The organism is Cupriavidus sp. GW823-FHT07B10, assembly GCF_058794355.1.
Window position 1 is genome coordinate 51,057 of the sequence record NZ_JBXAGS010000001.1, and the last position, 22,598, is coordinate 73,654.

General features: G+C 67.6%; 24 protein-coding genes. 11 read left to right on the top strand and 13 right to left on the bottom strand.

What is annotated here, in order from left to right:
• Positions 1–15 precede the first annotated feature (15 nt).
• The 5 genes from gstA to AC1Q6V_RS00285 all read right to left on the bottom strand — a co-directional run bounded on the left by gstA (position 16) and on the right by AC1Q6V_RS00285 (position 5,129).
• Positions 16–642, bottom strand: a complete 627-nt coding sequence (gene gstA, locus AC1Q6V_RS00265) for a glutathione transferase GstA (protein ID WP_010811433.1) — start codon at positions 640–642, stop codon at positions 16–18.
• 133 nt (positions 643–775) lie between these two features.
• Entirely contained in the window at positions 776–1,513 is a 738-nt protein-coding gene (locus tag AC1Q6V_RS00270) for an aspartate/glutamate racemase family protein (protein WP_010811434.1), read from the bottom strand.
• A 73-nt stretch (positions 1,514–1,586) separates the two neighbouring features.
• The gene (hydA, locus tag AC1Q6V_RS00275) at positions 1,587–3,008 is read right to left on the bottom strand and encodes a dihydropyrimidinase (RefSeq protein ID WP_439671147.1); all 1,422 of its coding nucleotides are present in this window, start codon (positions 3,006–3,008) and stop codon (positions 1,587–1,589) included.
• Positions 3,009–3,012: 4 nt separating this feature from the next.
• Positions 3,013–3,741, bottom strand: coding sequence for a maleate cis-trans isomerase family protein (locus tag AC1Q6V_RS00280; RefSeq protein WP_340528437.1), 729 nt, complete (start codon positions 3,739–3,741; stop codon positions 3,013–3,015).
• 89 nt (positions 3,742–3,830) lie between these two features.
• Positions 3,831–5,129 carry an MFS transporter gene (locus AC1Q6V_RS00285; protein ID WP_010811437.1) on the bottom strand — a complete coding sequence of 433 codons (1,299 nt, stop codon included), beginning with the start codon at positions 5,127–5,129 and terminating at the stop codon, positions 3,831–3,833.
• Between the two features lie 41 nt (positions 5,130–5,170).
• On the opposite strand from AC1Q6V_RS00285, the gene AC1Q6V_RS00290 reads away from it, so the two are divergent.
• The 3 genes from AC1Q6V_RS00290 to AC1Q6V_RS00300 all read left to right on the top strand — a co-directional run bounded on the left by AC1Q6V_RS00290 (position 5,171) and on the right by AC1Q6V_RS00300 (position 8,437).
• Entirely contained in the window at positions 5,171–6,046 is an 876-nt protein-coding gene (locus AC1Q6V_RS00290) for a GntR family transcriptional regulator (protein WP_231881372.1), read from the top strand.
• Between the two features lie 25 nt (positions 6,047–6,071).
• Positions 6,072–6,920, top strand: coding sequence for a fumarylacetoacetate hydrolase family protein (locus AC1Q6V_RS00295; RefSeq protein WP_011614334.1), 849 nt, complete (start codon positions 6,072–6,074; stop codon positions 6,918–6,920).
• Positions 6,921–7,189: 269 nt separating this feature from the next.
• Positions 7,190–8,437, top strand: a complete 1,248-nt coding sequence (locus tag AC1Q6V_RS00300; RefSeq protein WP_011614335.1) for a M20 aminoacylase family protein — start codon at positions 7,190–7,192, stop codon at positions 8,435–8,437.
• A gap of 18 nt (positions 8,438–8,455) precedes the next feature.
• Here the strand turns inward: AC1Q6V_RS00300 and AC1Q6V_RS00305 are convergent, their stop codons facing one another.
• Positions 8,456–9,331: an AraC family transcriptional regulator gene (locus AC1Q6V_RS00305; RefSeq protein WP_011614336.1), complete on the bottom strand. Its 876-nt coding sequence runs from the start codon at positions 9,329–9,331 to the stop codon at positions 8,456–8,458.
• 128 nt (positions 9,332–9,459) lie between these two features.
• Here AC1Q6V_RS00305 and AC1Q6V_RS00310 point away from each other — a divergent pair, with 128 nt between their 5' ends.
• Positions 9,460–10,692 carry an MFS transporter gene (locus AC1Q6V_RS00310; protein ID WP_010811442.1) on the top strand — a complete coding sequence of 411 codons (1,233 nt, stop codon included), beginning with the start codon at positions 9,460–9,462 and terminating at the stop codon, positions 10,690–10,692.
• 3 nt (positions 10,693–10,695) lie between these two features.
• On the opposite strand, the gene AC1Q6V_RS00315 is transcribed toward AC1Q6V_RS00310, so the two are convergent.
• Positions 10,696–11,247: a MarR family winged helix-turn-helix transcriptional regulator gene (locus AC1Q6V_RS00315; protein WP_037025273.1), complete on the bottom strand. Its 552-nt coding sequence runs from the start codon at positions 11,245–11,247 to the stop codon at positions 10,696–10,698.
• A gap of 106 nt (positions 11,248–11,353) precedes the next feature.
• On the opposite strand from AC1Q6V_RS00315, the gene AC1Q6V_RS00320 reads away from it, so the two are divergent.
• The 3 genes from AC1Q6V_RS00320 (at position 11,354) to AC1Q6V_RS00330 (ending at position 13,704) form a co-directional block, all read left to right on the top strand.
• A complete protein-coding gene (locus tag AC1Q6V_RS00320; protein ID WP_058697465.1) occupies positions 11,354–12,268 on the top strand; it encodes an EamA family transporter in 915 nt (304 codons plus the stop codon).
• A 47-nt stretch (positions 12,269–12,315) separates the two neighbouring features.
• Positions 12,316–12,615 carry a hypothetical protein gene (locus AC1Q6V_RS00325; protein WP_010811445.1) on the top strand — a complete coding sequence of 100 codons (300 nt, stop codon included), beginning with the start codon at positions 12,316–12,318 and terminating at the stop codon, positions 12,613–12,615.
• A gap of 105 nt (positions 12,616–12,720) precedes the next feature.
• On the top strand, positions 12,721–13,704 hold the full coding sequence (locus AC1Q6V_RS00330) for a Bug family tripartite tricarboxylate transporter substrate binding protein (protein WP_454751139.1): 984 nt from the start codon (positions 12,721–12,723) through the stop codon (positions 13,702–13,704).
• Positions 13,705–13,706: 2 nt separating this feature from the next.
• Here AC1Q6V_RS00330 and AC1Q6V_RS00335 read toward each other — a convergent pair whose 3' ends face one another.
• Positions 13,707–14,387: a response regulator transcription factor gene (locus tag AC1Q6V_RS00335; protein WP_454751138.1), complete on the bottom strand. Its 681-nt coding sequence runs from the start codon at positions 14,385–14,387 to the stop codon at positions 13,707–13,709.
• Positions 14,388–14,608: 221 nt separating this feature from the next.
• Here AC1Q6V_RS00335 and AC1Q6V_RS00340 point away from each other — a divergent pair, with 221 nt between their 5' ends.
• The gene (locus tag AC1Q6V_RS00340; RefSeq protein ID WP_454751137.1) at positions 14,609–15,346 is read left to right on the top strand and encodes a response regulator transcription factor; all 738 of its coding nucleotides are present in this window, start codon (positions 14,609–14,611) and stop codon (positions 15,344–15,346) included.
• Complete coding sequence (locus AC1Q6V_RS00345; protein WP_454751136.1) at positions 15,343–16,068, top strand: histidine kinase; 726 nt, start codon at positions 15,343–15,345, stop codon at positions 16,066–16,068. The genes AC1Q6V_RS00340 and AC1Q6V_RS00345 overlap by 4 nt, the downstream gene beginning before the upstream one ends.
• Before the next feature lie 51 nt (positions 16,069–16,119).
• Here the strand turns inward: AC1Q6V_RS00345 and AC1Q6V_RS00350 are convergent, their stop codons facing one another.
• From AC1Q6V_RS00350 to minC, 4 genes are all read right to left on the bottom strand, one after another.
• Positions 16,120–17,217 carry a porin gene (locus tag AC1Q6V_RS00350; protein ID WP_010811450.1) on the bottom strand — a complete coding sequence of 366 codons (1,098 nt, stop codon included), beginning with the start codon at positions 17,215–17,217 and terminating at the stop codon, positions 16,120–16,122.
• 366 nt (positions 17,218–17,583) lie between these two features.
• A complete protein-coding gene (gene minE / locus AC1Q6V_RS00355) occupies positions 17,584–17,838 on the bottom strand; it encodes a cell division topological specificity factor MinE (protein WP_010811451.1) in 255 nt (84 codons plus the stop codon).
• A gap of 21 nt (positions 17,839–17,859) precedes the next feature.
• A complete protein-coding gene (gene minD, locus AC1Q6V_RS00360; RefSeq protein WP_010811452.1) occupies positions 17,860–18,675 on the bottom strand; it encodes a septum site-determining protein MinD in 816 nt (271 codons plus the stop codon).
• A gap of 66 nt (positions 18,676–18,741) precedes the next feature.
• A complete protein-coding gene (gene minC, locus AC1Q6V_RS00365; protein WP_454751135.1) occupies positions 18,742–19,554 on the bottom strand; it encodes a septum site-determining protein MinC in 813 nt (270 codons plus the stop codon).
• A 230-nt stretch (positions 19,555–19,784) separates the two neighbouring features.
• Between minC and AC1Q6V_RS00370 the strand changes: the two genes are divergently transcribed.
• Both AC1Q6V_RS00370 and AC1Q6V_RS00375 read left to right on the top strand, forming a co-directional pair.
• The gene (locus AC1Q6V_RS00370) at positions 19,785–20,756 is read left to right on the top strand and encodes a magnesium and cobalt transport protein CorA (protein WP_011614341.1); all 972 of its coding nucleotides are present in this window, start codon (positions 19,785–19,787) and stop codon (positions 20,754–20,756) included.
• Positions 20,757–20,910: 154 nt separating this feature from the next.
• Positions 20,911–21,615 carry a tetratricopeptide repeat protein gene (locus tag AC1Q6V_RS00375; protein ID WP_010811455.1) on the top strand — a complete coding sequence of 235 codons (705 nt, stop codon included), beginning with the start codon at positions 20,911–20,913 and terminating at the stop codon, positions 21,613–21,615.
• A gap of 104 nt (positions 21,616–21,719) precedes the next feature.
• Here the strand turns inward: AC1Q6V_RS00375 and AC1Q6V_RS00380 are convergent, their stop codons facing one another.
• Positions 21,720–22,550 carry a MerR family transcriptional regulator gene (locus AC1Q6V_RS00380; protein ID WP_010811456.1) on the bottom strand — a complete coding sequence of 277 codons (831 nt, stop codon included), beginning with the start codon at positions 22,548–22,550 and terminating at the stop codon, positions 21,720–21,722.
• Between the last annotated feature and the right edge of the window lie 48 nt (positions 22,551–22,598).

The following is a 22,598-nucleotide window of genomic DNA, read 5'->3' on the forward strand; positions in this document are numbered from 1 at the left end:
CGCGCGCGGCCGGGTTCAGTCGCGCACCAGCCCTTCGGCCCGCATCGCTTCCTGCACCGCCGGCCGCGCCGCAACGCGCGACAGGTACTGCTGCAGCGCCGGGTAGTCGTTGAGCGGCAGCTTCAGGATGCGGGCCCAGCCGACGATGGTGAAGCAGTAAGCATCCGCCACCGTGAACGTGTCGCCCATCAGGTAATGGCGGGTTTGCAGGTGCTGGTCGAGTTCGGCAAAGCGCCGGTGCAGCCTGGCCTTGCACTCGTCCTGCGTGCTCTGCGCGGTTTCCTTGTGCCACAGCCACGGGCTGAAGACCTTGTGCAGTTCCGTTGAAACCAGCGTGATCCAGCCGGTGGCTTCCAGCCGCTCGCGCGTGCCGGCGGCGGGCAGCAGCGCGCGTTCGGGCACCAGGTCGGCGATGTATTGCAGCAGCGATGCCGCCTCGGTATGGCGCGAGCCGTCGTCGAGCTGCAGCAGCGGCACATAGCCGCGCGGGTTGATGGTGTAGTAGTCGTCGGTGCCGTTTTCAGGCTCGGCCAGCTTGTGGCGGAGCAGGTCGACCTTGGCCAGCGTGACCGGCAGGCCGGCTTCGCGCAGGGCGATATGGACGGCCATCGAGCAGACGCCCGGAGTGTAGTAGAGCTTCATTGCGATCCTGTGGTGGTTGCCTGGCCGCCACGCCATGCGGCGGCCGTGCAGGCAGTCTAGGATCGCCCCCCTTATGCAGCAATGCGCGTCCTTGCGGACGCGCATTGCAGATTTGCACACGGCTAGATTGCGCTCAGTCGAGCAGCTTTGCCAGCGCCGGCGGCAGGCCGGCATTGGGCTTGCGCGGCGGCCGCGCGAAGCTGCCCTGCGTGGCGCTGCCGGCGCGCAGGGCCACCAGCGATTCGCAATGCCGCACCGCGCTCGACACGCCATCCACCACCGGCACCGGGATGCGCCCTTGCAGCGAGCGCGCCAGTCCCGCCAGCGGCGCGCCGGCGACGATGATCACGTCGGCACCGTCCTGCTCGATGGCCTGCAGGGCCAGTTGCTCCAGCCGCGCGGCATGGTCTTCCTGCACGCTGCCGATATCGCGCAGCGGCTCCTGCAGCGAGCGCACGCTGGCCAGCCGCGACGACAGGCCGTTGGCCGCCACGCATTCGCGGTACCACGCCTGGATGCGGTGCGAGATCGCGATGATGGAGAAGCGCTGCCCCAGCAGGCAGGCGCTGGCCAGCGCGGCCTCGGTCATGCCGACGACCGGGACGTCGAACAGCTCTTTCAGGCCGGCCAGGCCGGGGTCGCCGAACGCGGCGACCACCAGGCCGTCGAACTGGCCGGCGTGTTCCGCGGCGGCGCAGGCGGTGGCATAGCCGCCGACCAATGCTTCGAAGCGAGTTTCGATGTAGGCCACGCCGAACTGGGCGGTGGCCATCTTCAGCGTGGTGGTGGAGGCGGCAGTGCGGCGCGCCTCGGCTTCGATCAGCGCGGTGACGGATTCGCTGATATTGGGATTGACGATCAGGAGTTGCATTGGGAGATAGTGTTTGTCGAACAGCGAAAACAGCAAACCTGCACAGCTCTTCAGTCTTCAGGTCCGCAGGTCATCAACCAAGCATCGGCGCGCCCGCCGGCAGGAACTGCCCGCGTCCGGCCTGGGGTTCCTGGTACTGGCCATCGCGCACCAGCATCTCGCCGCGCGAGAAGCAATGCACTGGCCAGCCGGTCACTTCGATGCCTTCGTACGGCGTGTAGTCCACCGCGTGGTGCAGCGCGCTGTTGCGGATCTGCACGCGCTGGTTCGGGTCCCACAGCACGATGTCCGCATCCGCGCCGATGGCGATGGTGCCCTTGCGCGGATACAGGCCATACAGCCGTGCCGGCCGCCATGAGGTCAGCTCGACGAACTGGTGCAGCGACAGCTTGCCGCGCGCCACGCCGTCGAACAGCAGCGGCAGGCGCGTCTCGATGCCCGGCACGCCGTTGGGGATGTGCTCGAACGAAGGCCGCTCGCCGCCCGGCTGCTTGCCTTGCGGGTCGTCATAGCGGAACGGTGCATGGTCTGACGAGAACACGCTGAACACGCCATTGGTCAGCGCGCGCCAGACCGCGGCCTGGTTCTCGGGGTCGCGCGGCGGCGGGCTGCACACGCACTTGGCGCCTTCGTAGCCGTCGTCGCCGGGCAAGGCCATGTCGTCGGCGGTCAGGTACAGGTACTGCGGGCAGGTCTCGGCCAGGATCTGCAGCCCCCTGCCCTGTGCCCAGCGGATCTGCTCGATCGCTTCCTTGCCCGAGACATGCACGATCAGGATCGGCACGTCGACCAGTTCGGCAAAGGTGATGGCGCGGTGCGTGGCCTCGCGCTCCACTGCGGCGGGACGTGCCAGGCCGTGGAAGCGCGGTGCGATGCGCCCTTCCCCGACCAGCTTGTCGGTCAGCCACGAGATGCAGTCGGCGTTCTCGGCATGCACCATCACCAGCGCGCCGCTCTGCTTGGCGACGTCCAGCACCGACAGCATCTCGCGGTCGGACAGCTTCAGGTCGTCATAGGTCATGTAGACCTTGAACGAGCTGTAGCCCTTGCGGATCAGCGCCGGCAGTTCATCGGCCAGCACTGCCGGCGTGGGGTCTGCCACGATCAGGTGGAAGGCGTAGTCGATCACCGCGCGGCCTTCAGCGCGGCGATGGTAGTCCGCCACGGCAGCCTTGAGCGAAGCGCCCTTCTCCTGCGCGGCAAACGGGATCACGGTGGTGGTGCCGCCGCACACCGCGGCGCGCGTGCCGGTGAAGAAGTCGTCGGCCATGCGCAGGCCGTCGGGCATGGGCTGGTCGAGGTGGCAATGGCCATCGACGCCGCCGGGCAGCGCCAGCAGGCCATCGGCATCGATCTCGCGCGCGCCTTGCGGCAGCGCGTGGCCGAGCGCGACGATCTGCCCGTTGCGCACGCCGATATCGCAGCGGAAGCGGTCGGACGCAGTGACCACGTCCGCGCGCCGGATCACCAGGTCAAGGCTGTCGTGAGCGGACATCGGCTTACTCCACTTCGCGGAACAGGCGGCCCCAGCCGCGCAGCTCGCGCGTGTCCACGCCGCACAGGCGCAGCGACTTCCACACCACGGTGGAGATGGTGTCGTACAGCGGAATGCCGGTTTCGGCTTCAAGTTCTTCGGCCAGGTGCGCGGCGCGCAGGTTGGTGCAGAAGGTGGTGATGGCCTGCGGCTGGTGCTGGGCCAGGCCGCGCACCATCTCGCGGATGGTGTCTTCCTCGACCTCGGCGAAGCTGTAGTTCACATGCAGGTCCAGGTGGCTCTCCGCCACGCAGTGAAAGCCGCTGCGCTCGTAGTTGGCGATGATGCGCTGCTGCACGTCGTCCAGGTACGGCGTGGCCAGGCCGAAGTTGCGCGCGCCGGTCTTTTCCAGGATCTCGTTGAGCGCAAGCACCGAGGTGGTGGCCGGGATGCCGGTGGCTTCGGTGATCTGCTGGCACAGCGCCTCATCCTTGTCGAAGCCGAGCCAGCCGGAAGACGTGCCGTTCCAGGCGATGACATCGACGCGGGCATCGGCCAGCAGGCTGGCGGCGGCCAGGATCTTGTCCAGGTTGAACTGGCCCAGGGCCTGGTCGCGCAGCGAGATCTCGGTCACGGTGAAGCGCGAGAAATGCGCGCTGACGTTGGGCAGGCCGGCAACCATCGCGCTGGTGATGGGTTCGAGCGCAGTGTTGGAAGACGGCGTCAGCATGCCGAGGCGGATTTGCTTGGTCATTTTGCTTTTTGTCTCAGGAGTGGTTGCGAGGGCCGGGACATTGCCGGCCCTTTCGCTGGTTTTTCGGAGTTCGGTGATCCGACGGGTCTTCAGACCGGGATCTTGGTCTCGTAGTCGATGGCGGTGGAAGCCAGCAGCAGGCCGACGCCAGCCGCGGCGAAGAACATCAGCGCCAGGAAGTACGAGCCGGTGAACTGCACGATCATGCCGACGATGATGGGCACCGTGATGCCGCCGATATTGCCGCCCAGGTTCATCACGCCGCCCAGGAAGCCGATCTTGTTGCGGGTGCCGAGCATCGACGGAACGCACCAGAACAGGCCGCACCAGCGCAGGAAGAACAGCGTCGACGACAGCAGCACGACCACCACGATCGGGTCGGTGACGTAGGCCACCGAGAAGATCGAGACCGTGGCCACCACCGCGGCAATGCCGAACAGCGTGCGCATCACCACATTGGGCCGGCCGCCGGCTTCCTTCCACTTGTCGGCGATCCAGCCGCCGATCAGTTCGCCCACGAAGCCGCTGAAGAAGATGATGAAGCTGGCGCCGCCCATCTGCTTGATGTCGAAGCCGTGCACCTTGTTCAGGTAGTTGGGCATCCAGGTCAGCAGGCCGTAGAACACGGTGTTGAAGCACATCCAGCCGATCGCCATGCACCACACCGAGCGGTACTTGAAGAAGTCCAGCGAACGGCCCGACAGGTTGGCCGGCTCGGCGCGGTGTTCATTGGCCTGGGCTTCCTCGATGTAGCGGGCTTCCAGTTCGTTCACGCCGCGGTGCTCGCGCGGGGAGTTGCGCACGTAGTACCAGGCCAGCACGCCGGCCAGCACGGTGCCGACGCCGGCAACGATAAAGGCCAGGCGCCACGAACCCAGCGTGGCGATCAGCCACGTGATGATGATGGCGCCGAGCGCGGCGCCCAGCGGCGCGCCGCCGTCAAGCAGGGTGGCGCCGCGGCCGCGTTCGTTCTGGGTCATCCAGATCGCGTTGAGCTTGCCGCCGGCCGGGTAGATCGGCGCTTCGGCCGCGCCCAGGCCGAGCCGGGTCAGCAGCAGCGCGGTGGCGTTGGTGGTGAAGGCCGCCACGGCCTGGGCAATGCCCCAGAACACGGTGGCGCAGGCGATCACGATGCGCGGCTTGTACTTGTCGGCCAGCATGCCGCCCGGCACCTGCATCAGCGCATAGGTCCAGAAGAACGAGCTGAGGATCAGGCCCTGCATGGTGGGGCTGAGGTCGAACTCCTTGGCGATCAGCGGCATCGCCACTGACAGTGAGGCGCGATCGATGTAGTTGATCGCGATGAGGAACAGCATCATCAAAAAAATCTTCCAGCGAACGGAGGTCTTGGCCTCCGTGACCACTGTCGCCCGGCTTGTCGTCTGCATGACGGCGTCTCCTGTTTTAGTCCTTGGGTGAGGCAGTTCTGTTGGCGTTTTGCGCAACAGGCCGGAGTATAGGATACGTAATCTGTAATTACAACGCGTGTAAGTCATTGATTTTGCGATGTTGCGCATGCACAATTTTGGTATGTGGTAGCCTTGTCGTGGTGCATTTCCCCAATCTGGTGACGTCTGTGACACAAACGCTTTCCCAAACCACGCGCCTGCGCACGCTCGGCATGTCGGCCGAAATCGCCGCCCGGCTGCGCACCATGATCGAAGAGGGCGAACTGCCGCCCGGCGCGAGGATCGATGAACGGGCCTTCTGCGAGACCTTCGATGTCTCCAAGACGCCGCTGCGCGAGGCGCTGAAGGTGCTGGTGTCCGAGGGGCTGGTGCTGCACCGGCAGTACATCGGCTATCGCGTGGCGCCGCTGGACCTGGAGGAGCTGCGCGCCACCTTCGAGACCCTGCACGGGCTCGAGGCGCTGGCGGGTGAACTGGCCGCGCAGCGCCTGGGTGCGGCCGCCATGGCCAAGCTGGAGCGGCGCCACCAGGCCATGATCGATGCGCATGCGGCGGGCCGGCGCACCGACTATTTCCGCATCAACCAGGAAATCCACCAGCTGATCATCGACGGCGCCGCCAATCCGGTGCTGGCCGGCGTCTATGCCACGCTGATGAGCAAGGTGCACCGCGCGCGCGGTGCAGCCAATGCCGATACCATCCGCTGGCAGGAGTCGCATGAGGAACACGAGGCCATCATGGCCGCGCTGCGCGAGCCCGGCCGGCCGCGCCTGGCGCAGGTGCTGCGCGCCCACTCCGAGAACACCGCCAGGGAAGTCCTGAGCGTGGTGGCGCAGACCCTGGCCGAGGCCGGCGCAACCGGCGCAATCGGCGCCACCCTCAAGAAGTCCGCCTGAACAACCCCTGAAGATAACGACGACGATGAAACTGGTTCGAGTAGGCAACCCCGGCGCCGAGCGCCCGGGCATGATCGATGCGCAAGGCCGCGTGCGCGACCTGTCCGGCGTGGTGGCCGATATCGGCGCGTTGCAGCTGGCGCCGGCGGCGCTGGCGCGGCTGGCGCAGGTGGACCCCGCGTCGCTCCCGGTGATCGAGGGCGCACGCTTTGGCGTGCCCTGGAGCGGCGTCGGCAAGATCGTGGCGATCGGCCTGAACTATGCCGACCACGCCGCCGAGGCCGGCATGCCGCTGCCGGCCGAGCCGATCGTGTTCCTGAAGGCCAACAGCTCGCTGAATGGTCCCAACGACGTGGTGATGCTGCCGCTCGGCTCGGAAAAGACCGACTGGGAAGTGGAGCTGGGCGTGGTCATCGGCAGCACCGCGCGCAATGTCTCGCGCGAAGCGGCGCTGAACCACGTGGCCGGCTACTGCGTGGTCAATGACGTGTCCGAGCGCGAGTTCCAGATCGAGCGCGGCGGCACCTGGGACAAGGGCAAAGGCTGCGACACCTTCTGCCCGGCCGGCCCGTGGCTGGTGACGCGCGACGAAGTGCAGGACCCGCAGGCGCTGGGCCTGTGGCTGGAGGTCAACGGCGAGCGCGTGCAGAAGGGCAGCACCGCCACCATGGTCTTCGACGTGGCCACCGTGGTCAGCTATGTCAGCCGCTTCATGACGCTGCTGCCGGGCGACCTGATCGCGACCGGCACGCCGCCGGGCGTGGGCATGGGTTTCAAGCCGCCGCGCTTCCTGAAGGCCGGCGACACCATGCGCCTGGGCGTGGACGGGCTGGGCGAGCAGACGCAGCAGGTGGTGCCCTACGGCGAACTCTGAGGGCAGGGCAGTGGCATCGCGTCACCCTTCGGGGTGACGCATGCCGGCAGCACTGCCGCGGGCTAATACGCGGTCCGCAATGGTTCCCCATCGATACGCTTTTACACAAAGCGTTTGGTTTCCATACAAAGCGTACGATTAGGGCAACAGTTCCGGTGCTGAAACGGGCCCGATTACATGGTTTTACAGGAATTCGCACGCTTGGCGTTTCGCTCGCGTTTTCTGCGTGAAATACTGGTTGTACAGGTTTCGCCAGAGAGCAAAACACCATGTCTGAGCACGCCCCCGAAATCGAGTCCTATCTCGGCACCACCCTCACGGCGTCCCCCACGTCACCACTCAAGCACCGGTACTGCGCGCTGGCCGACACCCTGGACAGCCGCGCCGAACTTGAAGTCATCCGGCGCAATATCCACCAGCATCCCGAACTCGCCTTCGACGAGGTCCGCACTTCGGGCCTGGTCGCCAGCCTGCTGGAGACGTGGGGCTATACGGTCACGCGCGGCGTGGGCGGCACCGGGGTGGTGGGCACCTTGCGCTGCGGTGACAGCGGGCACAGCGTGGGCATCCGCGCCGACATGGACGCCTTGCCGATCCACGAACGCACCGCACTGCCGTACGCCAGCGTCAATGCCGGCCGCATGCACGCCTGCGGCCACGACGGCCATACCGCGATCCTGCTCGGCGCGGCAAAGCAGCTGGCGCGCACGCGCAACTTTGACGGCACCGTGCACCTGATCTTCCAGCCGGCCGAGGAAATCGGCGCGGGCGGCGGCGCCGAGCGCATGCTGGCCGACGGGCTGTTCGAGCGTTTTCCCTGCGATGCGATCTTCGGGCTGCACAACCATCCGGGCGTGGAGCAGGGCACCTTCCTGTTCCGCTCGGGCCCCTTCATGGCGGCATGCGACACGGTCACCATCACCATCCGCGGCAAGGGCGGCCACGCCGCGCGCCCGCACCAGTCGGTCGACCCGATCCTGGTGGCAGGCAGCCTGGTGATGGCGCTGCAGTCGGTGGTCGCGCGCTATGTCGACCCGAACGAGACCGCGGTGGTGACGATCGGCACGCTGCACGCCGGCCACGCGCCCAATGTGATCCCGGACAATGCGCGCATGGAGATCAGCGTGCGCTCGTTCAACCCCGAGGTGCGCGCATCGGTGGAGAACCGCATCCGCCAGCTGGCCACGTCGCACGCCGAAGGCTACGGCGCGGTGGCCGAGGTCGACTATGTGCGCGGCTACCCGGTGCTGGTCAACAGCGAGCGCGAGACTGAGTTCGCGCGCCAGGTGGCCGAGGAGCTGGTCGGTGCCGGCAAGGTGGTGGACCAGGCCGCGCGCATCGCCGGCAGCGAGGACTTTGCCTACTTCCTGCAGCAGCGCCCGGGCTGCTTCGTGCGGCTGGGCAACGGCGCCAACCAGCCGCTGCTGCACAACGCCGGCTACGACTTCAACGACGAGAACCTGACCGTCGGCGCGGCCTACTGGACGCGGCTGGTGGAGCGATACCTCGCGAGCTGACCGCCATGGCGCCCCCGCTCAGCGGAAGAACGCGCTTGGCGGCACGCCGAACTGCCGCCTGAACATGGTCGCAAACGCGCTCGGGCTGTCATAGCCCAGGTCCAGCGCCACATCCACCACCTTGCTGCCGGCGGCCAGCTTCTCGAGCGCCGCCAGCAGGCGCGCCTGCTGGCGCCATTGCCCGAAGGTCATCCCGGTTTCGCGCGCAAAGCGGCGCTGGATGGTCTTGGGGTCCAGCCCCAGCCGTGAACCCCAGTCCGCCAGCGTCAGCGCCGTATCGGGCGCGCCGGTGATGGCATCGCAGATCTGCCGCAGGCTGTCATCGGCCGGGCGCGGCAGGTGCAGCGGCAGCGACGGCACCAGCATCACTTCATCGAGCAGCAGCCGCATCAGCCGCGCGCCGCGCGTGCCGGGAGCGTAGGGCAGGGGTATGTCGATTGCCGCCAGGATCAGCTCGCGCAGCAGCGCGGAGATGCCCAGCACGGTGCAGCGCTGCGGCAGGTCGGGCGCGGCATCGGGGCGGATATAGGCGGTGCGCATCTGCACCCGGCCGACCATGCGGATCCAGTGCGTGGTGCCGCCCGGCATCCACATGCCGCGCGTGGGCGGCACGATCCACTGGCCTTCGGTGGTGGCCACCACCATCACTCCGTGCACCGCGTGGATCAGCTGCGCGTGCGGATGCTGGTGCGGGTTGGTCACGTGGCCGGGCAGGTAGTCGGCGGCCATGGCGGTGACGGGCAGGGGGCTGCGGTCGAAGCGGACGTAGGGCGGGGGATCGGCGTAGGTGTCGCCCAGCGCCAGCGCCTCGGGCGTGGGGGCAGGGGGCGCATGCTGATCGCGGCGGCGGCGGGCCGCTCCGGAAGCAGAAAGGGGGCGAGGGGCGCGCGGCATGTCCTTTTCTCCAAGGTCGGGGACCTATTCTCGCAGGACAGGCGCCCGGGCGCCAGCTAGCATCGGTGCTCAGTTCCTTCCAGGCCGGCGCCCCCCGCTGGCCGCTTTCCGTCTGTCGAGAGCCGCCAATGAGCACAACCATCGACTCCGCGCCTGCTGGCGCGACACCCTCCGCGACATCCCCCCAGGCGGAACGCACCGGTTTCCGCGTGCTGTCGGCGATCAGCTTCGCCCACTTCCTCAACGACATGATCCAGTCGTTGATCCTGGCGATCTATCCGATGCTCAAGGGGGGCTTCAACCTGAGCTTCACCCAGATCGGCCTGCTGACCATGACCTACCAGGTCACGGCATCGCTGCTGCAGCCGGTGGTGGGCCTGTACACCGACAAGCATCCCAAGCCGCATTCGCTGGCCATCGCCATGGCGTTCACGCTGGCGGGCTTGCTGCTGCTGTCGGTGGCGCCGAGCTACGGCGTGCTGCTGGTGGCCGCGGCGCTGGTCGGTACCGGCTCATCGATCTTCCATCCGGAATCATCGCGTGTGGCGCGCATGGCCTCGGGCGGCCAGCACGGGCTGGCGCAGTCGATCTTCCAGGTTGGCGGCAACGGCGGCAGCGCCATGGGGCCGCTGCTGGCCGCGCTGATCGTGCACCAGCAGGCCAGCCTGGCGTGGTTCTCGCTGGCGGCGCTGGTGGGCATCGTGGTGCTGTGGCGCATCGGCGGCTGGTATGCGCGCCAGCTGGCGCAGGGCGCGCGCAAGCACAAGGCCGCCGGCGCGGTGGCCAGCCCGGTTCCCACGCGCCTGGTGGTGCGGGCCATGGTGGTGCTGATGGTGCTGGTGTTCTCCAAGTACTTCTACATGGCCAGCCTGACCTCCTACTACACCTTCTACCTGATGGAGCGCTTCGGGCTGGCGCGCCAGGACGCGCAGCTGCACCTGTTCATGTTCCTGGCCGCGGTGGCGGCGGGCACCATCCTGGGCGGCCCGATCGGCGACCGCATCGGCCGCAAGCGCGTGATCTGGGCGTCGATCCTGGGCGTGGCGCCGTTCACGCTGGCGCTGCCGCACGTGGGCCTGTTCTGGACCACGGTGCTGACCTTCATCATCGGCTTTATCCTGGCCTCGGCGTTCTCGGCGATCCTGGTGTTCGCGCAGGAGCTGATTCCCGGCAAGGTCGGCATGGTGTCGGGCCTGTTCTTCGGTTTTGCCTTCGGCATGGGCGGCATCGGCGCCGCGGTGCTGGGCGGCATGGCCGATACGCATGGCATCCGCGCGGTGTACGAGTACTGTGCCTACCTGCCGCTGCTGGGCCTGCTGACGATCTTCCTGCCCGACCTGCGCGAGCGTCAGCGGGCCTGACACTCAGGCCGGTTCATTGCCTTCGCCGCCACCGCCCGGTGGCGGCTCGAACATGCGCAGCCAGCGGCGCAGCAGCGCAGCCAGCTGCGCGCGTTCCGTCGCGGTCAGGTCCGCCAGCAGGCGGTGCTCGTTGGCCACGTGCAATTCCAGCGCGCGGTCGACGCGCTCGCGTCCGGTTTCGGTCAGTTCCACCAGCAGCCCGCGCCGGTCTTCCGGATTGGGCTGGCGCCGCACCAGCCCGGCCCGTTCCAGGTGGTCGAGCCGGTTGGTCATGGTGCCCGAAGTGATCATCAGCGAGCCGATCAGCGCGCCCGGCGACAGCGCATACGGCGGCCCCGCGCGCCGCAGCGTCGCCAGCACATCGAATTCCCACGGCTGCAGGCCGGTTTCCCCAAGCGCGGCTTCAATGGCCCGGCTGGTATGGCGGTTGAGCCGGCCCAGCCGGCCGATCACGCCCATCGGCGAGGCATCCAGGTCCGGGCGCTCTCGCGCCCATTGGGCGAGAATGCCATCGACGTGGTCAGGCGTGTCTTCGGGCTTGCGGCGGGCAGTCATCAGCAGGGCGGGCGTGGGAATACGCGATGGGCGGAATACCGAAGTATCTTGACATCAACCAATCGGCTTCGTAAAGTCTATTTATCTTGACATCAAGAATATCGACATGAAGGCGAGTGGATCTTCCTCCCTGGCCGCGACCGGCGGCGTGACCCTCAGGGACATCCTGCTGACCGGGCTGGCCCCGGCCATCTGGGGCAGCACCTACCTGGTCACCAGCCAGTGGCTGCCGCCGGGGCAGCCGCTGCTCTCAGGCGTGATCCGGGCGCTGCCGGCCGGGCTGGCGATGCTTGCCTTCGGCCGGCAACTGCCGCGTGGCAGCTGGTGGTGGCGCGCGGCGGTGCTGGGCGTGCTCAATATCGGCTTCTTCCAGGCCATGCTGTTTATCGCCGCGTACCGGTTGCCGGGCGGGGTGGCGGCCACGGTCGGCGCGATCCAGCCGCTGATCGTGGTGGTGCTGGCGTGGGCCTGGCTGGGCGCACGCCCGCGGCCGGCCGCCTGGCTGGCGGGTGTGGGCGGGCTGCTGGGCGTGGCGCTGCTGGTACTGGGCCCGGCCGCCCGGCTCGATGCCATCGGCGTGGCGGCGGCAGCGGCCGGGGCGGTATCGATGGCGGTGGGCACGGTACTGACGCGGCACTGGCGCCCGCCGGTCTCGCCGCTGGTGCTGACGGCATGGCAGTTGTGCGCGGGCGGGCTGTTCCTGCTGCCGTTCGCACTGGTGCTGGAACCGCTGCCCGGGCATTTCACGCTGGCCAACTGGCTTGGCTATGCGTGGCTGAGCATTGTCGGGGCCGGCTTCAGCTATGCGCTGTGGTTCCGCGGTGTCGGGCGCATGCCGTCGTCCGCGGTGGCGGCGCTGGGGCTGCTCAGCCCGGTCAGCGCCACCGTGCTCGGCTTTCTGGTGCTGGGCCAGGCATTGACGGCGATGCAGGCTGCCGGCGCGCTGCTGGTGCTGGGCAGCGTGTGGCTGGGCCAGCGCGCGGCGGCGCCGGCCGCGGTGACGCGCACGCAGCCGGCCTGATCCGAGATTGCGTCAGCGGCTGCTGCCGGACGGCGTTTTGCGGCATCATGGCGGGCATGAAGTCTGCCGTGCCTCCGTCCCCGCCACCCATCCACCCCGCGTCGGCACCGTCTGCCACGCCTGCCTGCGAGCGCTGCCTGGCGCTCGCCGCCGACCCGCGCCGGCGCGAGCCGCCGTCCTGCCTGGCGCTGCGCGGCACGGTGCCGCTGGTGAGCCAGAGCGCCGCCGGCGTGCCGTTCAGCATGCTTTCCTTTGCCTGCCGCGACTGCGGCACGGTATGGCGCCTGTATGACCGGGCCAACGAACTCTTTGTCTCGTGGGTGCCGGAACGCCCGCTGGTGCGCTGAGCGCGCACGCCCCGATCGGCTAAGATAGCGGCTGCTCCGCGCCAGACCGGCGAACCGCTGCCGCGCCCGGCGCCCTCCTGTCGAAATCTCTCCCGCATTTCCATCATGGCCTTCCCCTTCCGCTCATCCCTGCTGGTCGCCCTGTGCGTGACCAGCGGTGCTGCCGCACTGCCTGCCGCCGCTGCCGACGCCTATCCCAGCCGTCCGATCCGCCTGATCGTCGCCTACCCGACCGGCGGCATCAGCGACACCGTGGCGCGCGCGCTCGGCGAGCGGCTGTCGGCGCAGATGGGCACCTCGGTGGTGGTCGAGAACAAGGCCGGCGCGGGCGGCAGCATCGGCATCGATGCGGTCGCCAAGGCTGCGCCGGACGGCTATACGCTGGGCTTCGCCGCCACCAGCCCGCTGACGCTCAACCCGCATGTCGGCCGCGTCAACTACGACCCGCAGAAGGACGTGGCGCCGGTGATGAGCGTGATGTACTCGCCGGTGCTGGTGGTGGCCACCGCCGGCTTCAGCGGCAAGGGCTTTGCCGACGTGGTCGGCCAGGCCAGCGCCAAACCGGGCTCGGTGCGCTGGGCAACGTCGGGCCTGGGAACGGTTGGCCACGTAGTGCTGGAACAGATCAAGCAGAAGTCGAAGGCCGACATCACGCTGATCCCGTATAAGGGCGCGGGCCAACAGATGAATGACGCGCTCGGCGGCCAGTTCGAGGTGATGAGCACCAACGCCAGCCCGGTGCTGACCCAGCATATGCAGGCCGGCCGCCTGCGCGCGCTGGCGGTGGGTGCGCCCAGGCGCCTGGAGAGCCTGCCCTCGGTGCCGACGCTGGCCGAGCTGGGCTACCCCAAGGCCAACCTGACCTCGACCTTCGGCATCTTCGCGCCGGGCAAGACGCCCGCGGCCATCATCAACCGCCTGAACGCCGAACTGAACAAGGCGCTGGCCGAGCCGGAAGTCCATGAGCGCCTGCTCAAGGGCGGCGAAGTGCCGACCGGCGGCACGCCGGCGCAGTTTGCCAAGGCCATCCGCGAAGAGTCCGCGGAGAACGCCCGCATCGTCAGGGACGCGGGCATCAAGGCCGATTGAGGCTAGGCCGCATCGAGGCGGCTGCCCAGCCCGTACACCGACGACAGCCGCACGCCGTTGTGCGGCCACAGCGCCAGCTTGGTGCGCACGCGCGACAGGTGGCTGTCCACCGTGCGCGAGGCCGGGTCCATGTGGTAGCGCCAGACCTGGTCGACCATGGCCTGGCGCAGCACCAGCGAGCCCAGGTTGCGGAACAGCAGCACCGCCAGGTCGAATTCCTTGGGGGCCAGCAGCACCGGCTTACCCTGGACCCACACGCGCCGCTCCGCGGTGGCAAAGCGGAACACGCCGTGCTCCAGGTCGCATTCATCGACCGCCGGCCTGGCGCGGCGCAACAGCGCCAGCACGCGCGCGGCCAGCTCGGCCGTGCGCAGCGGCTTGGGCACGTAGCTGTCGGCGCCTTGCGCAAAGCAGGCCGCGACGAAGGCTTCTTCGTTGGAGGTGCCGGTCAGCATCACCGGCATCTCGCTGCCGAGCGTGCGGCGCACCCATGCCAGCACTTCCAGGGCCGGGATCCCCGGCGTATCGCAGTCGAGCATCAGCAGATCGAACGACCGGCCGCGCAGCGCGCCGATCATGGTGCGTCCGCTGAGATAGCGCGTGCACTGGTGCCCGTTCAGGCGCAGGGTCTGTTCGATGCTGACGGCGAGGGTCGGGTCCGCCTGCAGCGCGGCGATGTTCACGAGAGTGGCTCCTGCGCGGGCGCATCGGAATGCGCCGATGGATGGACAGAGCTTGGCACTGCGGGCCCGCTCGGCACGCAGCGAAGCCCATGGTAGGAGCGGCCTGCTGAGGCGAGAAGTAAAAGATTGTTGAAAATCGAGATTGAGGTCTTTCCTATTCGTGCCGAAGGCAACGCGGTCTTAAATGTCCCGCTAGTGTTCTGTTCCGTCGGAGACAACACATGGGAAAGAAAATGGCATCGCGCATTGCATCGCTTGAAGACGCGCCCGCGGATGCGGCGCTGATCCGGCAGGTCATTACCGGCGCGGGACATGACTGCGTGACTTTCGCCGAAAGCCGGCGGCTGCTGCTGGCGCTGCGCGACGCGGGCTTCGACCTGCTGCTGCTGGACTGGCAGATGCCGGACCTGTCCGGGCGCGAGGTACTGGCCTGGGTGCGTACCCACCTCGACCGCCGCATCCCGGTGATGTTCCTGACCTGCCGCGAGGCCGAGCTCGACATCGTCAACGCCCTGGCGGCCGGCGCTGACGACTACATGGTCAAGCCGGTGCGCCCGGCCGAGCTGGCCGCGCGCATCGACTGCCTGCTGCGGCGCGCGTATCCCGCGCAGCTGGCGCCGCTCGCGCCGTTGCGGCTGGGCGAGTACGCTTTTGACTGCGCCCTGCGCAAGGTCACCTGCAATGGCGATCCGGTCAGCCTGACGCCCAAAGAGTTCGACCTGGCGGTGCTGCTGTTCCGCAACGAGGGGCGCATCGTCACGCGCGACCACATCACCGCCGCGGTCTGGGGCCGCGAGATCTCGCCGCTGTCGCGCACCATCGATACCCATGTCTCGCGCGTGCGCAGCAAGCTTGGGCTGCAGGCAGGGCACGGCTTGCGGCTGACGCCGGTCTACACGCATGGCTACCGGCTGGAGCGTATCGATCGCCCGGAGCGCACCGAACGGGCCGCCGCATGAGAGCGTCCCGGCTGCACCAGGCGGGGCTGGCCGTGGCACCGTGGCTCGGCGGCCGGCCGGTCGCGCAGCGGCGCGCTGATGTGCGCAACCCCGCCGCCGTGCACGACATGCTGCTGCACGTGCTTGGCCACGACCTGCGCGCACCCAATGCCTCGCTGCTGGCCTGGCTGGAACTGCGCCGCACGCGGGCCCAGGCCGACGCCGCGCTGCTGGCGCAGGTCGGCAGCCATGCGCGCCGTTCGCTGCGCCAGATCGACGACCTGAACCGGCTGCTGCGCGAAACGCGCCACGCCTATCGCATGCGCCGTATCGCCATGGAATCGCTGCTGGATGAAGCGCTGGACCGCGTCTGGACCCTGGCCAGCGAGGCCGGCATCCGGCTTGAACGGCCGGCTGGCCGCCTGCCGCGCCTTGGCGGGGACCAGGCCATGCTGGCGCAAACGCTGGAATGGCTGCTGACCAGCGCGATTGATGCCGCGGCGCGGGAGACTGCGCTGCGGATCACGTGCCGTGGCCATGCCGGCGGCCTGGCGCTGTGGCTGGCGTTCGATTCCGCCGACGACGAAAGCGCCGCGCGGCTGGCGCAGCCCGGGCCGGCGCTGCTGTGCGCACAGCGCGTGGTGGCGCGGCATGGCGGCGTGCTGGTGCCGCTGCAGCCGATGGGCGAAGCCACCTCGCAGGCCGGCTGGTACCTGTGGCTGCGGCGCCGGCCGCGCCCATGAAAAAAGGCACCCGAAGGTGCCTTTTGCCAGGAACTGCTGATCGGGTGTCGATCAGAAGATGTGGCGGATACCCAGTGCAGCGCCAGTCTGGTTGTTGCGGCCCGGCATTTCGGTGGTGGTGCCGCCCGAAACCTTGTTGAAGTCAACCGTGCCGTAGACCTGGGTGCGCTTGGACAGCGAGTACTCGGCCAGCAGCACGCCGGTGTAGCGGCGGCCGTTGTTGTCGTTCACGCCGTTCTTGTTCTCGACGTAGTCGCCGTAGAACACGCCGGTCAGCGCCAGGGCCGGGGTGGCCTGGTAGGTCAGGCCGATGTAGCCGAGGGTGTCCTTGCGCGGGTTGCTGGCAGCGCCGGCGGTGACCACGGCCGGAGCAGGCGCGGCAGCCGAGTTGTTCAGGAAGCCGTTGTCGATCACGCCGGTGCGGTCCTTGCCGCCGACGTAGCCCACGAACAGCTTGGCCGGACCAAAGGCGTACTTACCGGCAGCGCCCCACATTTGCTGCTTGTTGCCGTTGATGTCGCGGATTTCCTGGTACACGCCGCCGATGCCGAACGGACCGAACGAGTAAGCGGCACGGGTGCCCCAGTACTGGTTCTTGGTCATGCTGCCCGGCTGCTCGCCGAAGCCGTAGCTGGCGCCCACGTCCAGGCCGCCGAACTTGCCGCCGTAGCTGACCACGTTGTCGCTGCGGAACTGGGTCAGGAAGAACGGCCAGGCGTTGTTGGTGTAGTTGCCGATGGTCAGCGGATCGTAGTCGCCGAAGAAGTTAAAGCCTTCGGTGTACTGGCGGCCCAGCTTGATCGTGCCGAAGTCGCCCGACAGGCCAACGTAAGCCTGACGACCGAACAGGCGGCCGTTCGGGTTGGTGGCGCTGGCCTGGTTGGAACGGCCGGTGTCCGGATCGAAGCCGCCTTCCAGCTGGAAGATTGCCTTCAGGTTATTGCCGAGGGCTTCGCTGCCCTTCAGGCCCCAGCGGCTGTTGGTGACGGCGCCGTTGGTCAGTTCCCACAGGTTGTCGTTGTTGGCGTTGGAGTTCGTCTGGAAGCGGATGCTCTGGTCAACGATACCGTACAGGGTAACGGACGATTGTGCGAACGCCGAACCTGCCAACAGGCTGCCGGCTGCGAGGACGATGGCCGATTTCTTCATGGTGCTCCTTTTCTGTCTTGTACTGTTCTCTCCGCCGGATCACGGCGGGGACGATGTCTACGTTTCGTTGTAGACGCCGCGAAAATTTAACAAAACGTAAGCTACAAGGACACAAAACTCCGCCAAGCTGCCCTTTCAAGCAGGATTTTGGTGCAAATCCGTTGTCTCGCCGCTACAGAATTCCGAATTGGGGCGTTCTGGCAGCGCTGGCAGCTGGCCTGCACACTGGGCTGGTGGGGAATCGCGGCGGGGAGGACGGGGGCCGGCCGACCCCGGCGCGCAAGCGGCGCCGCGGTCGGCGGAAAGACGGGAAGTGCGGGAAAACCGAAGGAGGAGGAACGAATCCGGCAGCGCCGGGATCCGTCCTCAGTTCTGCGGGATCTCGATCTTGACCTCGAGCACCTCGAGGTTGTCCTGGCGTTCCAGGCTGACGCGCAGGTCCTGGTCGCCGATCTTGACGTACTTGGAGATTACCGCCACCAGCTCGCGCTGCAGCGCGGGCAGGTAGTCGGCGGGCGCGGAATGGCCGGTGCGCTCGTGCGCCAGGATGATCTGCAGCCGCTCCTTGGCGACCGACGCGGACTTCTTCTTCTCTCCCAGCAGGAAGGAAAGGATCGACATGGGGTGAGCCCTCCTTGACCGTTACTTGTTGCCGAAGATGCGGGAGAGCAGACCCGGCTTCTGGTAGTCGGTGAAACGCATCGGCTTGTCCTTGCCGAGGAAGCGGTCCACCACGTCGCCATAGGCGTCGGCCACGTCGCTGCCTTCCAGGTGGATGGCGGGCGTGCCCTGGTTCGAGGCGTGCAGCACGGCTTCAGACTCCGGCACCACGCCGATCAGCTTGATGCGCAGGATTTCCTGGATGTCGGTCAGCGACAGCATTTCGCCGCCATGCACACGCTTGGGGTTGTAGCGGGTGATCAGCAGGTGTTCCTTGATCGGGTCGCCGCCTTCGCTGGCGCGCTTGGTCTTGGAGGCCAGGATGCCCAGGATGCGGTCCGAATCGCGCACCGACGACACTTCCGGGTTGGTCACGATCAGCGCCTCGTCGGCGAAGTACATCGCCATCAGCGCGCCCGACTCGATGCCGGCCGGCGAGTCGCAGATGATGAATTCGAAATCCATCTCGATCAGGCCGTTGATGACCTTCTCGACGCCTTCGCGCGTGAGCGCGTCCTTGTCGCGCGTCTGCGAGGCCGGCAGGATGAACAGGTTCTCGCACTTCTTGTCCTTGATCAGCGCCTGGCGCAGGTTGGCTTCGCCCTGCACCACGTTGATCAGGTCGTACACCACGCGGCGCTCGCAACCCATGATCAGGTCAAGGTTGCGCAGGCCGACGTCGAAGTCGATCACGGCAGTCTTGTGGCCGCGCAGGGCCAGGCCGGCGGCAAAGCTGGCGCTGGTGGTGGTCTTGCCGACGCCTCCCTTGCCGGAGGTCACAACGATGATTTTTGCCATGGCTCTTTGGTCCAGTAATAAGTTGAAGCTTGCGCTCTCTGCAATTCGGTCCCGAGGGCTGCGCGGTTACTTGAGCCGCAGCGCTTCGAGAATCAGTTTTTCATCGGCCAGGCGCACCTGGGCGGTCTTGCCGAGCACGTCGGCCGGAAGCGTCTGCTCCGCGGTCCGGTAGATGCCGGCGATGGAAATCAGTTCAGGCTCCATGCACGTGCTGAAAATGCGCGCGCCGGTGTTGCCCTTGACGCCCGCCAGCGCACGGCCGCGCAGCGGGGCATAGATATGGATGTTGCCTTCGGCGATCACCTCGGCGCCGTAGCTGACCACGTCCAGGATGACCACGTCGCCCTGCGCGTAGACCTGCTGGCCCGAGCGCAGCGGCTTGTCGATCAGCATGGTCTGGGTCTGGCGGATGGCAGCGGCCACGGCGGCGTCGGTGGTGGCCTGCGCGGCGGCGCGGATGGATTCCTCGCGCGCGGCCTGTTCGGCGGCGGCCTGTTCCGCCGCGGCTGCGGCCCTGGCCTCGGCGGCACGGTCGGTGGCGCGATCGGCGCCACTGCCGCGGCGGGCCTGGCTGTCCAGCAGCGGCAGGCCGAAGCGCTCGGCCCACTCGCGCTGGCCGGGGCGGGCCACCACGCCGATGGCGCGGGCCCTGAGCGTGGCCAGCGTGTCGATCACGGTGCCAAGCGCGACTTCGCTGTCATCTTCCAGCGCGCGCAGGTCCAGCGCGATCACGTCATTGGAAAAGAAGTCGGGGGTGGCTTCAAAGCGGGCGAGGAGGTCATCCCGCAGCGCAGCCATGTCGGCGGTCTGGAGGGCGAGAAGGAGGGCGTCTACGTTGCCACTGCGCAGCTCGAAGCGTGGCGATTTCTTCTGGGACATAGCCGGGTGACCGTGGAAATGCCACATTCTAACGTCGTATCTGTCGCGAACTGTAACAATTGGATCGATATGTACAGCAGGTGGCGCGTGGGTTCCATATGCGCGTGCACGGCACACCGTAGCGCCGGACAAGTGCGGCCAGCGTGGTATGCCGCGCGGGGCAACGCGCATCGAGTCCGGCACAGCGTAAAGGCTTGTTACGATTGCGCCATCTGATCAGCGGAGTTTTCATGGGCGCCATCGTCAATTGCGTGGCCTACCGGCAGGGCAAGCGGCTCGGCACAGTGGGCATGGATGAGATCCGCACCGTGCTGGGGGTGCCCGGCACCTTTGTCTGGCTGGGCCTGCATGAGCCTGACCTCGCGCTGCTGCGCCAGGCCCAGCAGGCGTTCGGCCTGCACGACCTGGCGGTGGAAGATGCGCTCGATGCGCACCAGCGCCCCAAGCTCGAGGCCTACGGCGATTCGGTCTTCGTGGTGCTCAACACGGCGCAACTGGTGGAAGATGAAGTGGTGGTCGGCGAGACCCATCTCTTTGTCGGCCCCAACTATGTGGTTTCGGTGCGCCACGGTGTCAGCAGCACCTACGCGCCCGTGCGCGAGCGCTGCGAGCAGGACCCGCACGGCCTGGCCAATGGCCCGGGCTATGTGCTGTACGCGCTGATGGACTTTGTCGTCGACCACTACCTGCCCATCGTCACGCGCCTGGAAGACACCTTCGAGGCGCTGGAGCAGGGCATCTTCCGCGACGAGTTCGACCGTGCGGCGATCGAGCGCCTGTACCGGATCAAGCGCCAGGTGCTGCGTCTGCGCAATGCGGTCAGCCCGGTGGAGGACATGTGCGGCCAGCTGATCCGGCTGCACGAAGACCTGGTGCCGAAGGAGCTGCGCGCCTATTTCCGCGACATCGAGGACCACGCCAGCCGGCTGGTGCGCACGCTCGACGTGGTGCGCGAAATGCTGACCACGGCCGTGCAGGTCAACCTGGCGCTGGTCACCGTGGGCCAGAACGAGGTGGTCAAGCGGCTGGCCGGCTGGGGCGCGATCCTGGCGATCCCGACCGTGATCTTCAGCCTGTATGGCATGAACTTCGATTTCATGCCTGAGCTGAAATTCCACTTCGCCTACCCGGCAGTGATCGGCGTGACCGCGGTCGCCTGCGGGGGACTGTGGCGGCGGCTGCATCGGGCCGGGTGGATCTGAAGACCTGGTTTTATCTGTGCGAGGAATGATCGTGGCAGATATTATGGCCGATTGATTATTCGTATGGATATTCCGGCGAGTCCGCGCCTGCCTACCGGCGCCGTGTCCTGACTCCTACACTGGAATCAGGAAGGCGCTGTGCCCGGAGTCCGCCATGTCGATTGCCCGCCCCCCGATTGCCGCCTTGCTCGCCGGCGCCACCGCCGCATGGCTGTTGTGCATGCAGGCGGCAGCCTCCGCACCGCAGCCGCCTGCCCCCGCGCAGGTCCAGACCCGCGACGCGGTCACCGCGTATGAAGCGGGCAACTTCGACCAGGCCCTGCGTGGCTTTGCCGATGCGGCCCGGCTGGGCAACCGTCTGGCCCAGTTCAACTACGCAATGATGCTGCTGCGCGGCGAGGGCACCGCCGCCCGCCCGCAGGAGGCGCTGGTCTGGCTGAAAAAAGCGGCCGACAACCAGATGACGCATGCCCAGTACACCTGGGGCGACCTTTACGAGCGCGGCGAACTGGTGCCGAAGTCACTGGAGGAAGCCAACCGCTGGTATGCACTGGCGGCACAGGGCGGGCATGTGCAGGCGCAGATGGCGCTGGCGACGAATTACTTCACTGGCCGGGGCGTGCCGCGCGACTACGGACAGGCGTTCATGTGGTACAGCCGCGCGGCCAGTGCCGGCGACGGCGGCGCGCAATACATCGTCGGCAGCTTCTACGAACACGGCGAGCCCGGCGTGGTCGACCGGGATCTCGAGCAGGCCAAGATCTGGTATGCGCGCTCAGCCGCGCACGGGGATCCGGGCGCGCTGGCGAAGTTGCGGTCGTTGCTGGAGGAGTCGGTGCGGGGAAGGGCGGCGAGGTAGCGCGGTGGGATGCGTGTGCCGGGAAGCGTCAACCATGTCCTCGCACACCTGTCACCTGTGTGCCCGCTCTGTACAGCGGGGGAGGGGACCGGACCGGCGCGGAATCATGGCTTCCCGCCGCTGCCATCTTCCTCGTCATGCAGATGCTCGATGATCGCCGCTACCCGGTCCCCCAGGTATTTGTTGGCCGAGATCTCCAGCGCCCGCATCATCTCCGTCTCCGCCATCACCAGTGCCAGCGGGCGGATGCGCCACAGGATCTCCACCAGCCGCGGCACGTCCTGCGGCGGCGGCAGCTTGCCAATGCCAAAGCGGTCCAGCTCGCGCACCACGGTAGCGACGATATGGTCAGATACCGCCTGGAAATGCCCGCGCGACTGCGCGATGATCTCCAGCACGTCTTCCAGCGCAAAGCCCGCCTGGGCGATCTCCGCGCCCGCGGCCAGCGCGCGCGGGCTGCGCGCGAGATAGCCCAGGCCATCCGGTTCCAGCAGCCCCAGCGAGATCGCCTTGGCCAGGGCCGGGCGCGAGATCGCGCGGCCGAACAGCCGCGCCAGCGCCAGGTAGGAGTAGTGCCGCGGCGTCTCGTTGGTCCACGGGCTGCTGATGGCAGTCTCCAACCCAAGGATCGAGCGCAGATCGTGCCCCTCGACGATGGCCTTGAGCAGCTCGGTGATATTGGCCAGCGTATAGCCGCGCGCCAGCAGGTGGTGGATCAGCTTGAGCCGTCCCAGGTGCGCCTGCGTGTAGATGCCGACGCGCCCGCGCCGCTGCGGCGGATCGATCAAGCCGCGGTCCTGGTAGGAGCGCACGTTGCGCACCGTGGTGCCGGCCACGCGCGCCAGCTCGTCGATGGTGTATTCCGGGGCGGGCGGCGTGGTGTCGGACGCCTGGCTGGTCGGGGACGAGGGGTGGCGGCGCCGGATCAGTGTCATGCGAAAAATTCTAACCGAGGAATGCGGCAGGCAAAGGTGGCGGCCGGT

Excerpts from the sequence above, each read along its gene's own strand:
- gstA (WP_010811433.1), bottom strand. The coding sequence starts at position 642 with ATGAAGCTCTACTACACTCCGGGCGTCTGCTCGATGGCCGTCCATATC.
- AC1Q6V_RS00270 (WP_010811434.1), bottom strand. The coding sequence starts at position 1,513 with ATGCAACTCCTGATCGTCAATCCCAATATCAGCGAATCCGTCACCGCG.
- hydA (WP_439671147.1), bottom strand. The coding sequence starts at position 3,008 with ATGTCCGCTCACGACAGCCTTGACCTGGTGATCCGGCGCGCGGACGTG.
- AC1Q6V_RS00280 (WP_340528437.1), bottom strand. The coding sequence starts at position 3,741 with ATGACCAAGCAAATCCGCCTCGGCATGCTGACGCCGTCTTCCAACACT.
- AC1Q6V_RS00285 (WP_010811437.1), bottom strand. The coding sequence starts at position 5,129 with ATGCAGACGACAAGCCGGGCGACAGTGGTCACGGAGGCCAAGACCTCC.
- AC1Q6V_RS00295 (WP_011614334.1), top strand. The coding sequence starts at position 6,072 with ATGAAACTGGTTCGAGTAGGCAACCCCGGCGCCGAGCGCCCGGGCATG.
- AC1Q6V_RS00300 (WP_011614335.1), top strand. The coding sequence starts at position 7,190 with ATGTCTGAGCACGCCCCCGAAATCGAGTCCTATCTCGGCACCACCCTC.
- AC1Q6V_RS00305 (WP_011614336.1), bottom strand. The coding sequence starts at position 9,331 with ATGCCGCGCGCCCCTCGCCCCCTTTCTGCTTCCGGAGCGGCCCGCCGC.
- AC1Q6V_RS00310 (WP_010811442.1), top strand. The coding sequence starts at position 9,460 with ATGAGCACAACCATCGACTCCGCGCCTGCTGGCGCGACACCCTCCGCG.
- AC1Q6V_RS00315 (WP_037025273.1), bottom strand. The coding sequence starts at position 11,247 with ATGACTGCCCGCCGCAAGCCCGAAGACACGCCTGACCACGTCGATGGC.
- AC1Q6V_RS00320 (WP_058697465.1), top strand. The coding sequence starts at position 11,354 with ATGAAGGCGAGTGGATCTTCCTCCCTGGCCGCGACCGGCGGCGTGACC.
- AC1Q6V_RS00325 (WP_010811445.1), top strand. The coding sequence starts at position 12,316 with ATGGCGGGCATGAAGTCTGCCGTGCCTCCGTCCCCGCCACCCATCCAC.
- AC1Q6V_RS00330 (WP_454751139.1), top strand. The coding sequence starts at position 12,721 with ATGGCCTTCCCCTTCCGCTCATCCCTGCTGGTCGCCCTGTGCGTGACC.
- AC1Q6V_RS00340 (WP_454751137.1), top strand. The coding sequence starts at position 14,609 with ATGGGAAAGAAAATGGCATCGCGCATTGCATCGCTTGAAGACGCGCCC.
- AC1Q6V_RS00345 (WP_454751136.1), top strand. The coding sequence starts at position 15,343 with ATGAGAGCGTCCCGGCTGCACCAGGCGGGGCTGGCCGTGGCACCGTGG.
- AC1Q6V_RS00350 (WP_010811450.1), bottom strand. The coding sequence starts at position 17,217 with ATGAAGAAATCGGCCATCGTCCTCGCAGCCGGCAGCCTGTTGGCAGGT.
- minE (WP_010811451.1), bottom strand. The coding sequence starts at position 17,838 with ATGTCGATCCTTTCCTTCCTGCTGGGAGAGAAGAAGAAGTCCGCGTCG.
- minD (WP_010811452.1), bottom strand. The coding sequence starts at position 18,675 with ATGGCAAAAATCATCGTTGTGACCTCCGGCAAGGGAGGCGTCGGCAAG.
- minC (WP_454751135.1), bottom strand. The coding sequence starts at position 19,554 with ATGTCCCAGAAGAAATCGCCACGCTTCGAGCTGCGCAGTGGCAACGTA.
- AC1Q6V_RS00370 (WP_011614341.1), top strand. The coding sequence starts at position 19,785 with ATGGGCGCCATCGTCAATTGCGTGGCCTACCGGCAGGGCAAGCGGCTC.
- AC1Q6V_RS00375 (WP_010811455.1), top strand. The coding sequence starts at position 20,911 with ATGTCGATTGCCCGCCCCCCGATTGCCGCCTTGCTCGCCGGCGCCACC.
- AC1Q6V_RS00380 (WP_010811456.1), bottom strand. The coding sequence starts at position 22,550 with ATGACACTGATCCGGCGCCGCCACCCCTCGTCCCCGACCAGCCAGGCG.